This window comes from Pseudomonas sp. GD04015 (assembly GCF_029837675.1).
Classification (GTDB): Bacteria; Pseudomonadota; Gammaproteobacteria; order Pseudomonadales; family Pseudomonadaceae; genus Aquipseudomonas; species Aquipseudomonas paralcaligenes.
In genome coordinates this window covers 173,081-188,041 of record NZ_JAOEEE010000004.1, presented here as the reverse complement: position 1 = coordinate 188,041, position 14,961 = coordinate 173,081, and the positions used below count along the sequence as shown (strand labels likewise).

Genomic DNA, 14,961 nt, shown 5'->3' with positions numbered 1-14,961 from the left:
TCATTTTTTGTGGATAACTCTCTGTAAGCCCCGCTAGTCGGGGCTTTTCAGTTTTTGGATATTCTGATCTGTCTTGATACGCGTTTCATTTTGCTGTTCAAAAGAAAATGATCGTATAGCTAGCCGAGCGTTTCATTATTGACGCCTCATCCGCCTGCCTCTAGGCTGCCGCGCTTCTTCATGTGCGGTGTATCTTTTGAAGCCCTCTCGTTATTCATTAGTACTAGTTGAGTTCACTAAGTTAGATGATCTCAAACTACAGCTCGTGTCTGAAAATGATCAAGTTGATTTATTTGCAGGTGCATATGCTCTGCAGCGGTTTGATAACGGCGCGAAGCCCAATACTATCAGGGTAGATCAGAATGCCATTCTAACTCTGTATCGATTCTGCGAAAGCAAAGATATCAATTTGATTCAACGGATAGTGGATCTGGATCCTCTTACAATCGGTGAAATTGAATCCTTTTCCTCATATTGCGGATATGGGCAGCAGACCGGAGAACGAGTTGGCGCAAACTGGTATAGCGCGCGAATACGGAGTGCGAAGAAGTTCATAGACTATTTGTGGCTATTTTACGAGGGGCGGTGTTCGCGAAATCTGCAACAGCTTACGACAGCAAAGCGTTTATATGAGCGGATGGACGCAGGATTTAAGCTTTACCTCAAGTCTCCTTATAAAGGGGACAGAAAAGACAAGATTGGACTGACACCCGAGCTTCAGAGTCGTTTCATAGCCCTCATTGATCCTAATGCCAGTAATAATGAGAATCCTTGGAAGTCAGCAAGAGTCAAATGGCGTAACTATATCTTCCTCCTGCTTCTAATGCTTGGAGGGAACAGGAAAGGCGAAACGTTGTTGCTGAAGTTGAATAATTTTCAGCTTACTGGGCGGCGTAAGTATTACGATATTCTGAAAAATTCTGAAGTGGTTAATTACCCGCGCGCCCAATCCCCGTCCGTGAAAACATATGGTCGGCAGGTTGAGCTGCATGATGACTTTGCTGCTCTCATTGAGCACTACATTGTTAATGTGAGAAAGGAATTTGATGGTTGGCAGCGGTCTAGCTACGTATTTCTATCGTGTCGAGATGGAAAGCCGCTGTCTATACAAACTCCAAACTCGATGTTAAATGAACTTATAGAGCGATATCCAGAGTTTACAGGCTTGTTAAGCCCGCATCGCCTGCGAAATACATTTCATGATCTTCTAAATCAGGCACTGGATAAGAAATTCAAAGGAGCTGGCGGACTAAGTCGCAAGGTTATGAAGGCACCTATCCAAGAAGCAGCAGGAGGCTGGGCTAGAAATAGCAGCATGCCTGAGCACTACTCTAAGGGATCAATACAGGCCAAAGTTGCCGAGCTCCAGGTTGCTCTTCAGGAACAAATACTTAAATCGCAGGTGGGTAAATGATGGTAGTAGCTACAGGCCTGAAGTCTTCAGCCACTACTGATATCCAGTTAGACGCTCGAGATCATACGAGATACGTAAAGAGTCGGCTGGGCTATGACGTTGAGTTACTTGACGTTGGTGGCGATTTTTGCAGCGTTATAAAGTTGCCGGATGATACCAATGAGTTTACCTATTTAAGGTCAGAGTATCTCAATTTCTTGGATTGGGATTTAAAGGAGATAGTTGCCAGCTATCTGAGATACATACTGGAGCGAAATCAAAACTCTACCATCAAGGGAAAATTCAAATTCATCGACCGACTTGCCCAGGAGATGACTAGAGGCGTTGGTATTGATGAATTTCTAAAAGACGTTTCTACGCAAAATAGCCCGAATAGGCAGAATCTTATTGCAGCTTGCAAAGAGTTCTTAAGGTTTGCTTTGCTACATGAGTATGAAGGGTTGTCTTTTGAGGCATACGAAGAGTTTCATAGGCTTCGTGACTATTCGTCGAAGAGAAATTCTTATCAATCCCTTTATATGATGGATGAAGAGAGGGGGCCTTTTAGTAGTGAGGAGATCGTCATACTATCTACCCAAGTAGATAGAGAATCGCTTCCGCTAGACTTCCGAGCTATTTTAGATCTGTGTTTGTGCTTTGGATTAAGGCCTATTCAGATTTCTTTGCTAAAGCGGAAGGATTTCATCGAAGATAAGATTACTGGTGTTAGATATCTAAATGTTCCCCGCGTGAAACAGCGATCTCGAGGCAGACGAAAGCAGTTCAGCGCAAGGCTTCTTTCAGAACGAACTGCGAGCCTGCTCCGGCTATACATTGATTCCTCACCTACTCCTAATGGTTTTGATCCTGCCGAGCTCCCAATCTTCATTGCGCCAACAGTTAGAGGTCTAGAAGATGACGGGAATTATCGGGGTAGTCATTACTGGGGAGATGGTAATCGAATATCGAGCGACTATTTCTCTGAAGAAGAGAAAAGAGCTGTGCTATATCACAAATCGCCGTGTCGAATTAATTACTTGCTTTGGGGTAATGAGCATAGGCTCCCCCTATCTCCTAGAACAGGTAAGAAATTTAATTTGTGTGCATATAGGTTCAGGTACACGGTAGGTACTCAGGCGGTTATGTCTGGCTGCACGCCTGAAGAAGTAGCAGATTTGCTAGATCATGAAGGCACTAGCAGCATCAAACATTACTTTAGATTTACGCACGAAATGTGGGAGATTCTAGAGAACGCTACATTAAATCGTGTAGAGCAGAAGCAGTTCACGGCCGCTTGGATGAAAGAAGGCGATCTTAAGGGTAATGTGTATAGTCAAATATGTGAGCCAAAAAACTTTAATGTGATCGGCAAGTGTGCGTCCAACTCAATTTGTTTCGAAGAGCCTGCAATCGCTTGTTATTCGTGCAATAGATTCTGTCCAAATAAAACTACAAGTGCCCACGTGCACGCCTTGGAGGGACTGATCGAGAGAAAGGACCGTTTAGCTAAGGTAAGCACAAATAACGTTGTCTCAGTTATTGATCAGGCAATTGCTGGCTGCCAGGCCGCCATAGCATATTCAGAGGGCCATGACGTTGTGCTAATTAGTGTAAAGGATCTCTAATGCGATCTGATGTCGTAAGAGATATACAGCACGAAGAGCTGCTATTAAGGTTAAAAAGCCTAACAGCTAAGGCTGAGTCGAAATTCTCGAAGTTAGCTGTCTTTAAGGGTGCTGTTTGGCAGGAAAATGTTTGGAAGTACAAGGGGCGGGATAAGGTAAATTTACTTGTCGGTTCCGAAGATTATCCAGAGCTTACGCTTCTGAATAAAGTATTTATTGTAACCTACTTATGGGAGAGAAGAGCTGCAAGCAAGCAGGTTTCTGTCGGGCGTGTGCAGGATCTGGTTCGCTGCCTTGGGTATTTTGCTGCCCAAGGGGCTACCTCTCTCTTGGATCTGAATCAGGCTTGTTATGTTAAAACATTTGGCTTCTTGCAGTCCAAATACAAACATTCTGCTGGGCCCTGTAGGGCGATAAATATCTTCGTCCTATATTTGTCTGATTCTGGTTTGTTGTCGCAAAGCTTCGATTTAATTGGGGCTGGCAGCCATGGTCATAAAGATAAATATGGCCGTGTGGCAGTTGAGGATAAATTACCCCTTCCAGAGTTGATCCGGGCAATAATCGCGCTTAAATGGGCCATCAAAACGCAATGGGATGGGAGTCTTAGAAGCCAAGTTGATTATCTTGCCGTTCTAACTCAGATTTTTCAGTACGGACTAGGTCTGAGAATAGGGGAGGTTCTCCGTCTTCCCAAGGATTGTTTGATTATGGAGAGGGGTGAAATGTATTGCCGTGTCTGGACCGAAAAGGGAGCCGAGCCCATTGCCAGATATATTCCAACCATATGGAGGGCTGCAATACAGGATGCGGTAGATAGCATCAATGCTATTTGTCAGCCCTATAGAGTTCGTGCTGCAAGCATTGAGGACGGATCCTTTGCCATAGATTTTGATGAACGCTTCCAAGCAAGAGTTGAGTCGATAGAATATGAAGTTCAGGCTGCTTTAAAGCGGCTAGATTTGTTGGTTAATGCGAATGTCACCACAACGAAGCAAAGATTGAAGCTACTTAAAACGGTTTCTGATGACGAGTTAATAGAGCTTAAGGATCTTGCGGAGTATCTACCATTTTCTTCTAATTCTGGCAGCAGTGACTCACTGCTGAAATTTTACAAGGCTAATGGTTTTGATGTGGTTTCTAAACCATTGGGGAGAGTTAAGTGCGCGCACTATGTGCAAGGTAGGGGGCTGAAGAAGCGAATCAAAGAGCTGGTTGAGTTAAGGCGAAGCTTCTTGTTTTACGATGAGGTCTTCGAAATACTTCATGGCCGAAAACCGGCGAAAGCGAGATCTAAAGATAATATTGCTTTCAAGGATAAGCTTAAGTTCAGAGTTCTAAGGTCTCTCGAGGAGTTTGCTTTTGGGGGGGAGCCCTCTCCGCATGGGCGCCGCAGAGTATATTTGAGTCGATCCGATGCTGTGGCGGTAGTGCGCATGGTGGTAGGCGGTGGATATGATGCGGCTAAGTACATACCTGTTTTGGATGCTGAGAAACTGTATCCTGAGTTTTTTAGCCAGAAGACTATGACATCTGTGGTTGGTGCCTCGGATACCGGATTTTATTCATTCTTGAGGTTGACTAAGACAAGGAGGCATTTTTACAGGGTTTCAGCTCCACCATCATTACTACGCTATCGTCTAGCCTATGGTTTCTTAATTGAACACAGAAGCATTGTTGATGCCATTGCGTCTTCTTTTGTTTCAATAAATTCTAGAGTTTCTTCGGACTTGATTGAAGAAATTAAAGAGGAGTTCTTGGCAGAGGGTGTTGAAATCAGCTCTGCATCCTTTGGTATAAACCAAAAAGTCTCTGATTACCTGTTCGTAGTTCCAGGTGCTGTCAGTAACGTGTATAACGAATTTTTGCCATCAATCTTCTCTTATCACTCAGTCCTGCATGTAATCAAGCCTACTAGTTTATACCGTTCCGCGTTTATGCGTTATGGCGTTGATGCAGATGACACCTTAATTAGGTCGTTTCAGAGCCACAAGGGGCGGCATTGGCAGACCAATTCTTTGTTTCGTGCTGGTTTAGCTGCAAGTATCGTCAATAAATGGATGGGTAGAACTGACAGCCAAGGTGATCATTATGACCATCAAACCCCAAGAGAGCGCGCCGCGAAAGTAAGCGAGTTGATGCTCTCTGAACAATCAAGGTTCATCGGCGACTTGGCTAATAAGATCAAGTCTTGGTCAGTGCAAGATGTCCCTGAAGAGCAACTCCATGACTATTTGAATAGCACCCTTAAAACTGTACATTACGGCCCCCTTGGTCATTGTTTCCGCGATATCAATCTCAAGCCTTGTGAGTTTCACTTGAAATGCTTGACGGGGAATGCTGGTAAAGGCTGCAGAGAGTTTGTGGTGGATTTGCTTGACCCTGTGCAGGTAAAGCAGATCGAAGCGGAACGTAGTCGTGCAGAAAATGAGCTTTCCAGGCTTTTTGAAGCGCTAACTAGGCCGGGCATCCCTGCTGAGTCCGTTGAGATGCATATTGAGCACCAAATGACGGTATTCAGAAACGCCTCATATATAATAGATCGATCTGATATCGTTCTTACTCAGAACCAAGTCGAGCAAAGTCTGGACTACCAGCCGTTTCTTCATGAAGGGTCTGTCCCAAGTGATTGTGTTTTTCAGTGCGGAGCGACTTAATTGTGACTATTTCTACTAAACAGTGGGATGTTGCTTTTTCTACGCTTCAGCAGTTTGAGAGGCAACTGATTTCACCTGAGCTCTTTAGCTGGAGTTACTTCGTAGAAAAAAGTGGTATATCTAAGCCTACACTCTGGCGGAATAGAGATTTTGAACTCGAGTTTCAACGAGTTAAAGGCCTGACAAAGGGTTACGCTCAAGGGGATCAGCACTTCGATCAGCTTGGTTCGTTGAAGGCTGCTAGGGAGCGCGAACGAGACCAAGAGATCGAGAGGCTGAAGGAGCGGATAGAAGAATTGACCACGCAACTGAACAGGGAGCGGGAAAGAGTGCTTTACGCCTCGATGATTGCTCGAAGGAGGAATATCGACCCGGCAGAGTTCATGGAGGGGACTCCATTGTTCAGGAAGCCAGGCAAGGCAGCAGCCGTTGTAAAGCTTCCATCCAAGGAAACCTAGCAGGCCTCGAGTGCGAGATCGTGAGTCAAAGAGAAGCTTGGGGGAGTAGTGCTGCTGGTTCGCATTGCAGCGCCTCTGCAATGGCGTACAGCTTCTCCACAGTGAGGTTTACTTCACCGCGCTCGATGCGTCCCATGTAGCTCCGATCAATTTTGCAAGCCAACGCTAGGGCATCTTGAGGAATGCCTTTGGCTTTCCTTTGTGCTCGGATGGACTTGCCCAATGCGATCGCAAGCTGACCCATGGCCGCCTCGGCTCTTATGAGGCGGCACTATCCTGCGTTTGCGGACGAATCGGCCACGGATTATAATCCGTATTTTCAGCTGTTCCGCGCGACCCCCTCCAGGTGCCCGCATGAAATCCGATTCATTCACTTTCGATAGTCGGCTGTACCAGCTGTTGCAGCAGGAGAGGTTCGCGAAATTTACGACTCGTGATCTGCGAGACGCTTATGCCGAGTGCTTGGAAGGTGCGAGCTTCAATATCAATGAAGTTCGGATGAAGGCAAGCCGATGGCGGCGATTCATGAGATGCCGCTGGATCTGTGCTTCGGTCCGGGAGTGGTCTTCGACATGACGCACAAGAAGGAAGGTGAGGCTATCCAAGTTGAGGACATGGAGCGTTCACTCAAGAACAGCGGCGCGGTTCTGCAGTCTGGAACCATCGCTCTGATCCGCACCGGACGCGACGTGTACCAGGGCACCAAAGAGTACTGGAAGGTCGGTACCGGCATGAGTGGCCCAGCCACCGAGTGGCTTATCGACCAAGGTGTCCTGGTTATGGGGATCGACCAGTGGGGCTGGGATTTGCCTTTCCACATGCAGATTGCGAAGGCTCGGGAGAACAAGGACGACTCACTCTTCTGGGAGGGACATCTGGTCGGTCGCAAAAAGCCGTACTGGCAGATGGAGCAGCTGCGCGGGCTTGATCAGCTCCCTGCCCACGGGTTCGATGTCGCGGTTTTCCCACTACGACTGAAAGATGCGTCGGCTGCTCCTGCTCGTGTTGTGGCGTTTCTGTATGAAGGTAACTCGTGATAAGCACGCACTCCCAACCCAAAACATATTGGAACTCGCCCCCCTAAGTCACCACTACTCGGCCAAATCGATTGGTGCTCCTAGCCGAGCATGACAACGATAAGCAGAATCCATACCAATACCTGCTGTTGGTTTGCTATCAGCATTGTCATTTTCGGCTCATGCTCTCGTTAGCCACCGCTTCGTACTCTGACCACATCACTGCTGAGCAGTGACCTCCCAATCAGCGTACGTAGGTAGCTAAATGAAATTCCAGACTCTCGCCCTCGCCACCATCATGGCTCTGACTTCCACAACCATCTTTGCCAGAGGTGATGGCTACAAAAACTCTTACGAAGCGCAGAAGCGCTTCCGCGAAAACCAAGAGAAGATCCACGGCAAGAAGCAGCAAGCCGAGCCGCAACTCAAAGCGAGTAAATCCGATGCGAAGCTCCGGACCGATCAAAAGTGATTCATCATCAAATCGAAAAAGGCGCCGCGAGGCGCCTTTTTCTTTGAAGGTCTATCTATCTCAGCGTGATAGCTAATCCAACAAGAAGTTCAAGGGCAAAGCTCAATGTTGCCAGGTGGATCTACTTGCACCGTGGAGTGCTCAATCTGATGCCTTGCTCTCAATCTCTCGCCTACAAGCGCAGGCAACGATAGAGGATCTGTCCCTGGCATCGGAACGACGTGCACGGTTGCGATTCGAGTTTCATCAGTAAGGGTCCATGCGTGGAAATGACCAACCTCGGCAATACCAGGTAAACCCCGTAAATCCTCAAGAACCTCTACCGGATCCATACCCCGCGGTGTTGCCTGCAAGAGCACCTGGATTGAGTCACGGACCAACCCCCACGCAGACTTCACCACCAGCAAAGCTACAAGCACGGACAGAATCGGATCGAGGACAGTCCAACTAGTGAGCATGATCCCAATTGCAGCTGCGATTGCTCCCACGGAACCCAGCAGATCACCTACCACATGAAGAAAAGCCCCTCGTAGATTGGCATCGTCCTGGCTGCCCATACGCAGAATTAAAAAGCCGGCGATGTTCACGAGCAACCCAATCACTGCGACTGCCAGCATGGGGCCAGCCAGGACCTCAGTGGGCTCACGGAATCGATCTATCGCCTCCCAGACGATCCATGAGACGAGGACTAGCAGCGCTGCGCCATTAGCAAGCGCCGCCAGAACACGAACACGATGGAATCCATAGGTTCGGGTTGCGTCTGCCGCTCGAGATGCCACTCGATAGGCGATCAGCGCCAACAGCAAGGCAGCCGCATCCGACACCATGTGACCGGAATCTGCGATCAACGCAAGAGAGCCGGATAACCAGCCCCCAATTGCTTGAATCAGGGCATAGCCCGCCGTAAGACCAAAGACGAAGCGGATACGACGCACGTTTCCTTCCGTCACGGAGGGAGTATGGTCGTGCCCCTCGTGACCATGATCATGATGCTCGTGGCCCTCATGGCCATGGTCATGCTTCTTGCCTTCATGCTGCGCCATGATTCGCTCCACGTTGACCGGATTTGCTAGCTAGTGACCGCTACTAGCAACCGGTATGGCTTGTTCGGTCTCGTCCTCTTCGTCCCTACGATGCACCCATTGGTACAAGGCCGGCAGCACGAGCAGAGTCAGGGCCGTCGACGACAAGATCCCACCGATTACCACTGTAGCCAATGGCCGCTGTACCTCTGCGCCTGTGCCAGTTGCCAAAGCCATCGGAACAAAGCCAAGAGATGCTACCAATGCAGTCATCAACACCGGGCGCAGCCGTGTCAGTGCTCCCTCAGTAATAGCCATCGACAGCGGTCGACCTTCTTCTCTCAGATTGCGAATGAAGGAAATCATCACCAAGCCATTGAGGACCGCGACACCAGATAGAGCAATGAAGCCGACACCTGCAGAGATAGACAACGGAATACCCCTCAACCATAGGGCTAGCACGCCACCGGTGAGAGCAAACGGAATCCCTGTAAAGACAACCAATCCATCCTTCAGGTTGTTGAACATCATAAAGAGCAGCGTAAGTACTAGGAGCAGCGCTACGGGAACTACGATTTGCAGACGCTTAGCCGCAGACTGCAACTGCTCAAATTGCCCGCCCCATGTAGTCCAATAGCCCGCTGGAATCTTCACGTCCTGATCAAGGCGACTGCTCGCTTCCGACACAAACGAGCCAATGTCTCGACCGCGAACGTTGGCGCTAACTACTACCAGACGTTTGCCATTCTCACGACTCACCTGGTTTGGACCAAGCACCAGATCCAGGCTGGCAACCTCAGACAAAGAGATGAATCCGATCTGACCATTGCCTGCCGCCGCTGGCACAGGGATCAGCAGCCTCGAGAGCCCCTCGATGTCCGTACGGAGATTATCTGCCAGCCGTACCACCATATCGAAGCGACGATCCCCCTCGAACAAAGTCCCTGCGCGCTGGCCACCTACGGCCACTGCAATAGTGTCCTGGATGTCACCGACGTTCAGTCCGAAGCGAGCCGCCTTGTCTCGATCGATGTTGATGGTCAGTACTGGCAAGCCAGATGTCTGCTCTACCTTGACCTCAGAGGCGCCAGGAATCTTCTCAAGCACTTCCGATATTTCAGTTGCCGTGGCGTTGAGCGTGTCCATGTCATCGCCGAATACCTTCACAGCCACATCGCTACGTACGCCGGATATCAGCTCGTTGAAGCGCAGCTGGATAGGCTGCGAAAGCTCATAGTTACTACCGGGTAGAGACGCACTCGCACGTTGCAGATCAGCGATCAGATCTTCCCGCGACTTGCCCGGATCTGGCCATTTGTCCTTGGGCTTCAGCATGACGTATGCGTCCGAAATGTTCGGCGGCATTGGGTCAGCGGCAATCTCCGCGGTTCCGGTCCGTGCAAAGACTCGCTCCACTTCCGGGACCTTTTCCAAAATGACCTGCTCAAGCCGACTCTGCATTTCCACAGATTGCGACAGACTAGTACCAGGCACTCGCAGGGACTGCAGAGCGAAATCTCCCTCGCTCAAACTAGGTACGAACTCACTGCCCATCCGGCTGGCAAGAACACCGGACAGCAGCACAACGCTGAAGGCTCCGATAAACACCGACGTGCGATTCTTCATGACCCATAACAGCACAGGCTCGTAGCCTTGCTTCGCAGCGCGCATCAGAGCGTTCTCCTCCTCCTTCACCTTGCCGGTGATGAACAGCGCGATAGCAGCAGGTACAAAGGTGACCGAAAGGATCATCGCACCAAGCAAAGCAATGACCACGGTGAAGGCCATCGGGTGGAACATTTTCCCCTCGACGCCAGTGAGGGCAAAGATCGGCAGGTACACCACCATGATGATCAGCTGGCCGAAGATCAGCGCTCGGCGGGCTTCCTTAGATGCGGCAAATACTTCATGAAGCCGCTCGGAGCGAGTCAGCAGGCGCCCATGGTGCTGCTGAGCATGAGCCAAACGGCGGATGGAGTTCTCAACGATCACCACCGCGCCATCCACGATGATGCCAAAGTCCAGTGCTCCCAAACTCATCAAGTTTGCACTCACCTTGTTGGAGAACATCCCCGTAAAGGTGAATAGCATCGATAATGGAATGACCATGGCGGTGATCAACGCCGCCCGGATGTTGCCCAGGAAGATGAACAGAATGGCGATCACCAAGATCGCCCCCTCAATTAGGTTTTTCTTGACCGTGGCAATGGCTTTGTCGACCAGGTTGGTTCGGTCGTACACCGTGATCGCTACCACACCATCTGGCAGCGTACGGTTAATCTCGGCCAGCTTGGTTGCGACCGCCTGCGATACAGCACGGCTGTTTTCGCCAATCAGCATGAACACCGTGCCGAGCACCACCTCTCGACCATTCTCAGTTGCCGCACCAGTACGCAACTCTCGGCCAATTTGAACCTCGGCGAGCTGCTTTACACGAATAGGTGTCCCATCGACATTGCTGACGATGATGTTGGCAATGTCGTTTGCATCCGCAACCTGCCCAGGAGCCCGAATAAGCAACTGCTCTCCGCTTCGCTCGATAAATCCGGCACCGACGTTAGCGTTGTTCCGCTCAAGAGCAGTAACTAGATCTGAAAGCGTCAGTTGGTAAGCGGCCAGGCGCTTGGGATCTGGGGCAATCTGGAATTCCTTGGTGAACCCACCAATGGTGTTGATCTCAGCTACACCAGGGACGTTGCGCAACTGCGGTTTGATGATCCAGTCCTGGATCACTCGTAGGTCGGTCGGCGTATATGCGCTTCCGTCTTCCTTCCGGGCCTCCGGTGTGGCCTCGACAGTCCACATGAAAATTTCGCCGAGGCCCGTAGAGATTGGCCCCATGCCGGCTTCCACACCCTCTGGCAACTGCTCCCGAGCACTCTGTAGCCGCTCGTTCACGAGTTGGCGAGCAAAGAAGAGATCAGTTCCGTCAGCAAAAATGACAGTGACCTGGGAGAAGCCAGAGCGAGAAAGTGATCGTGTTTGCTTCAGATGAGGCAAACCTGCCATCGCCGTTTCAATGGGAAAGGTAATGCGCTGCTCGGTTTCCAGGGGTGAGTAGCCAGCTGCGGCTGTGTTGATTTGGACCTGGACGTTTGTAATGTCCGGTACTGCGTCGATGGGGAGCTTCTGGTAGCTGTAGACACCCAGCCCCGCCATCGCCAGAACAGCAAACAGCACAAGTGCTCGCTGCTCGATTGCGAACTGAATAATGCGCTCAAACATAGTGGAGATTCTCGGCTAGGCCTGTCAGTGTGCGTGGTCAGCAGAGCCCTTACCGAGCTCCGACTTCAGGATGAAACTCCCCGCAGAGGCAACCTGAGCCCCTGCCGATAGCCCTTTCTGTATCTGGACATAACCATCGCTGCTGAGCCCTAACTCAACTGGTTGGGCTACGAATCCATCAGTCACCCGTACAAACACAGTCGGAGACTCATCGATGGTTTGCACTGCCGCGCTAGGAACTACCACGCTGGCCTCGCTTATCTCCGATGCAAACTGTACGGAAACAAACAAACCTGGACGCCATCCCCCATCTGGGTTCTCAATCACCGCTCGGGCGACAGCTGTACGGGTTTGCTCCCCCAGAAGGCTCCCAACATAGGAAACCTTTCCGGTTACCTCGTTACCCAGCTCGGCAGCCGTAACGCTGACTTTCGTACCGACTTGTACCTTGTTGAGATCCTTGGGTGCGACATTGAACGTCGCCCATACTCGGTCCAAGTCCGAGATGGTGAAGGCGCTAGTGGATTCACCTACAACCTCACCACGTACGAGGTGCTTCTCGACGACCATGCCGTCAAATGGAGCTACCAATTCGTATCGATTACCGCCTGAAGCTGCACTCACCCCACTGAGGGTCTGCATCTTCTGACGTGCATTTGCTAGTGCAATATCGGCCTCTTGAAGGGCCTGTCTTGCAGCAAGGTAGTCCTGCTCCGCCGAGATCTTGTCTTCCCAGAGCTGGCGTTCTCTCTCAAACGTGGTTTTCGCGAGCTCCGCTCTACGCTGAGCTCCGGCTAGCTCGCTACGGAGATCTGAAATTTGCTGGCTAGCGATGACAGCAAGTACTTGGCCTCTCTTAACACGCTCGCCTAGGTTGACTTGGACACTCTCGACAACGCCCGCCGCTCGAGGAACTACGTGAGCCGTGTGGTCCTCGTCAAAACGAATTTCTCCTGGAAGAGAAATCATTGATCCAAGGGTACGTGGCTGTGCCTGCGCTAACTCGATCCCTGCAGCCTTCATTTGCTCAGAACTAATCTCCAACATTCCTTCACGCTTGGTGTAAGCAAAGTCGTAGACCCGCTCAGAAGTGCTGACCCTGATTCGGCCGTCAAAGAAATGCGGCTCAGCAATGCCTGCGCTGCTCACGTAAGACTTCCCGTTTGGCCTGAAGTCGTACGTGGTGGTTTCTCCAGTCGGCCGCCGAACCTCTATCGAAACTCGGTTTGATGCTGTTGGGCTAAGAGCCACCCCTTGCCATGTCAGATAGATCGACATTGGAGCTGAGCCATCGGCGCTTTCAGGAGCAACCAGCTCCGCACTAAATCCATCCTGGACAAACAACTTCCCTCCATTCGGACCGCGCTTGGCCTTCACCTTTTCGCCATGCGAGTCCTCGGCACCAGTATCCCCACTCCCATGGCCATGCCCATCTTCCTTCTGATGGCTGTCGGTGTGGCTCCTCTCTTGGAGCCAATAAACCCCTGCGCCACTGAGACCGACGGCAATCACAGCCGCAATGGCCAGGGTTAACTTCTTGCTCATAGAAACTCCTGATGTAACGCAGGCATCGCTCAGCTATTAGGTTGGGGCTAGGGCTGTGCAACACGCACAAGCCCGCGCCTCGCTCCGAGCGAACCGCAAAGTGAACTAGGGGTTAGGGAGGGCCAGGGTGTCGCCATACACCCGCTCGATTTGCACCCATGAGTCGGTGGCGCTGCTAAGTGCCGCCACGTACTGATTCCGCGCACCGATCAGTGTGCGCTGGGCATCAAGCACCTCAATGAAACCGAACTTGCCCATTTCAAAGCCGCGAGTGGCGCTGTCCACTGCACTTTTGGCGGAGGGCAAAATGTCAGTGTTGAAGGAGTCGATTTCTTCTGATGCTGTGCGCCAGAGATCGACCGCCTGCTGGATAGTGGACTGCATACGGAGCAGGGAAGCATTACGGGAGTCCCGTGCTTGATCGGCGCGCCGAGCAGCCGCGTACACATTGCCCTGATTGCGGTTAAACAGAGGAATTGGCATCGATATGCCGACCAGATTGACTCTCTCCCTATCAGCAGCGCTGTACTGGCTTCCGAGGCTTATGCTCACGTCTGGGATACGTTGAGTTCTCTCTAGGCTGTACGTGGCATCCTGCTGAGCAATGGCCAGCGTCGCCAAGCGCATTTCTGGAGTGCTATCCAATCGCTTCAATAGGTCCGACAGCATCGGAGGAGGAGGAATGCTGGAAGCATCGCCCTCTACAAAAATCTGTCCGGCTGAAGCATCAGCCCCCATAGCAGCCTTCAGCAAGACCTGAGCATTGGCCAGCTCTGCGCTAGCGCGCTTGAGCTCAAGGCGGACCTCGGAGAGCTGTACTGTGGCTCGGGTTGCCTCAACTGGCGAAGCACTGCCTGCACGAACACGCCCCTGGGCAATGTTCACACCTCGCTCAGCAAGCCTCATTGACTCTGTCGCTAGGTCAACGCGCAACTGCGAAAGCAGCACCCCGTGAAAGGCCTGAATCACCTCAGCACGCAGTGCGTTGCGTGCACGCTCTACTTCAACTTGCGCCGCATCGATACCACGATCAGCAAGCTCAACTCGGGCACTACGCTTTCCACCCAGCTCAATCGGCTGGGTCAGCTGCACGGTGGTAGTACGGGTATCGCTACGGGTGTCTTCCATCTCCCAGGAAATCTCCGGGTTCTGGATCAAGCCAGCTTGCGTCCTTTCTCCTTGAGAAATTGAAACGCCCCAATTAGCAGCGGCCATCTCAGGGTTGTTTTCAACGGCAATTCGTAGCGCATCACTCAATGAGACCTCTGGGGTGGCTGCCAAAGCCTGCTGCGAGCTCCCAAGAAACAATACAAATGCAATTGATACATACCCCAAGGGAATGTTGCCGACTTTATTAGCAAGTTTCCTCAAAACCAGATCCTCCACGGAAACTCCTGACGACCAGCTGCAATATCCATTACATGGGAAGCAGCAGGCCTCACGAGAGAAAAATTCCGGACCGAATCTAGTTCATTAGCCCTATCGCCACGGTGACCACAGAATTACAAATATGTAATCAACTGCTGAGAATGACATGTAATAAAGTTA

11 protein-coding genes are annotated in these 14,961 nt (G+C 50.9%); 6 read left to right on the top strand and 5 right to left on the bottom strand.

Annotation, left to right across the window (positions count from 1 at the left end; genetic code table 11):
* Positions 1-196: 196 nt before the first annotated feature.
* From N7640_RS05235 to N7640_RS05220, 4 genes are read left to right on the top strand one after another with little or no spacing between them, the layout of a single operon-like run.
* On the top strand, positions 197-1,414 hold the full coding sequence (locus tag N7640_RS05235; RefSeq protein WP_279906183.1) for a tyrosine-type recombinase/integrase: 1,218 nt from the start codon (positions 197-199) through the stop codon (positions 1,412-1,414).
* A complete protein-coding gene (locus tag N7640_RS05230; RefSeq protein ID WP_279903005.1) occupies positions 1,411-3,018 on the top strand; it encodes a site-specific integrase in 1,608 nt (535 codons plus the stop codon). Before N7640_RS05235 ends, N7640_RS05230 begins: the two co-directional genes overlap by 4 nt.
* Positions 3,018-5,675 carry a hypothetical protein gene (locus tag N7640_RS05225; protein WP_279903003.1) on the top strand — a complete coding sequence of 886 codons (2,658 nt, stop codon included), beginning with the start codon at positions 3,018-3,020 and terminating at the stop codon, positions 5,673-5,675. Before N7640_RS05230 ends, N7640_RS05225 begins: the two co-directional genes overlap by 1 nt.
* A 2-nt stretch (positions 5,676-5,677) precedes the next feature.
* Positions 5,678-6,133, top strand: coding sequence for a hypothetical protein (locus N7640_RS05220; protein WP_279903002.1), 456 nt, complete (start codon positions 5,678-5,680; stop codon positions 6,131-6,133).
* Positions 6,134-6,158: 25 nt separating this feature from the next.
* Here the strand turns inward: N7640_RS05220 and N7640_RS05215 are convergent, their stop codons facing one another.
* The gene (locus tag N7640_RS05215) at positions 6,159-6,377 is read right to left on the bottom strand and encodes a helix-turn-helix transcriptional regulator (RefSeq protein WP_279903000.1); all 219 of its coding nucleotides are present in this window, start codon (positions 6,375-6,377) and stop codon (positions 6,159-6,161) included.
* A gap of 268 nt (positions 6,378-6,645) precedes the next feature.
* Between N7640_RS05215 and N7640_RS05210 the strand changes: the two genes are divergently transcribed.
* Both N7640_RS05210 and N7640_RS05205 read left to right on the top strand, forming a co-directional pair.
* Positions 6,646-7,170: a cyclase family protein gene (locus tag N7640_RS05210; RefSeq protein WP_279902998.1), complete on the top strand. Its 525-nt coding sequence runs from the start codon at positions 6,646-6,648 to the stop codon at positions 7,168-7,170.
* A gap of 244 nt (positions 7,171-7,414) precedes the next feature.
* Complete coding sequence (locus tag N7640_RS05205; RefSeq protein WP_279902997.1) at positions 7,415-7,621, top strand: hypothetical protein; 207 nt, start codon at positions 7,415-7,417, stop codon at positions 7,619-7,621.
* 89 nt (positions 7,622-7,710) lie between these two features.
* Here N7640_RS05205 and N7640_RS05200 read toward each other — a convergent pair whose 3' ends face one another.
* The 4 genes from N7640_RS05200 to N7640_RS05185 all read right to left on the bottom strand — a co-directional run bounded on the left by N7640_RS05200 (position 7,711) and on the right by N7640_RS05185 (position 14,799).
* The gene (locus tag N7640_RS05200) at positions 7,711-8,664 is read right to left on the bottom strand and encodes a cation diffusion facilitator family transporter (RefSeq protein ID WP_279902996.1); all 954 of its coding nucleotides are present in this window, start codon (positions 8,662-8,664) and stop codon (positions 7,711-7,713) included.
* A gap of 30 nt (positions 8,665-8,694) precedes the next feature.
* Positions 8,695-11,868: a CusA/CzcA family heavy metal efflux RND transporter gene (locus tag N7640_RS05195; protein ID WP_279902995.1), complete on the bottom strand. Its 3,174-nt coding sequence runs from the start codon at positions 11,866-11,868 to the stop codon at positions 8,695-8,697.
* A gap of 24 nt (positions 11,869-11,892) precedes the next feature.
* Positions 11,893-13,413, bottom strand: a complete 1,521-nt coding sequence (locus N7640_RS05190) for an efflux RND transporter periplasmic adaptor subunit (RefSeq protein ID WP_347815580.1) — start codon at positions 13,411-13,413, stop codon at positions 11,893-11,895.
* A 105-nt stretch (positions 13,414-13,518) separates the two neighbouring features.
* Positions 13,519-14,799: a TolC family protein gene (locus N7640_RS05185; RefSeq protein WP_279902994.1), complete on the bottom strand. Its 1,281-nt coding sequence runs from the start codon at positions 14,797-14,799 to the stop codon at positions 13,519-13,521.
* Between the last annotated feature and the right edge of the window lie 162 nt (positions 14,800-14,961).

Excerpts from the sequence above, each read along its gene's own strand:
- N7640_RS05205 (WP_279902997.1), top strand. The coding sequence starts at position 7,415 with ATGAAATTCCAGACTCTCGCCCTCGCCACCATCATGGCTCTGACTTCC.
- N7640_RS05195 (WP_279902995.1), bottom strand. The coding sequence starts at position 11,868 with ATGTTTGAGCGCATTATTCAGTTCGCAATCGAGCAGCGAGCACTTGTG.
- N7640_RS05230 (WP_279903005.1), top strand. The coding sequence starts at position 1,411 with ATGATGGTAGTAGCTACAGGCCTGAAGTCTTCAGCCACTACTGATATC.
- N7640_RS05215 (WP_279903000.1), bottom strand. The coding sequence starts at position 6,377 with ATGGGTCAGCTTGCGATCGCATTGGGCAAGTCCATCCGAGCACAAAGG.
- N7640_RS05200 (WP_279902996.1), bottom strand. The coding sequence starts at position 8,664 with ATGGCGCAGCATGAAGGCAAGAAGCATGACCATGGCCATGAGGGCCAC.
- N7640_RS05190 (WP_347815580.1), bottom strand. The coding sequence starts at position 13,413 with ATGAGCAAGAAGTTAACCCTGGCCATTGCGGCTGTGATTGCCGTCGGT.
- N7640_RS05225 (WP_279903003.1), top strand. The coding sequence starts at position 3,018 with ATGCGATCTGATGTCGTAAGAGATATACAGCACGAAGAGCTGCTATTA.
- N7640_RS05210 (WP_279902998.1), top strand. The coding sequence starts at position 6,646 with ATGGCGGCGATTCATGAGATGCCGCTGGATCTGTGCTTCGGTCCGGGA.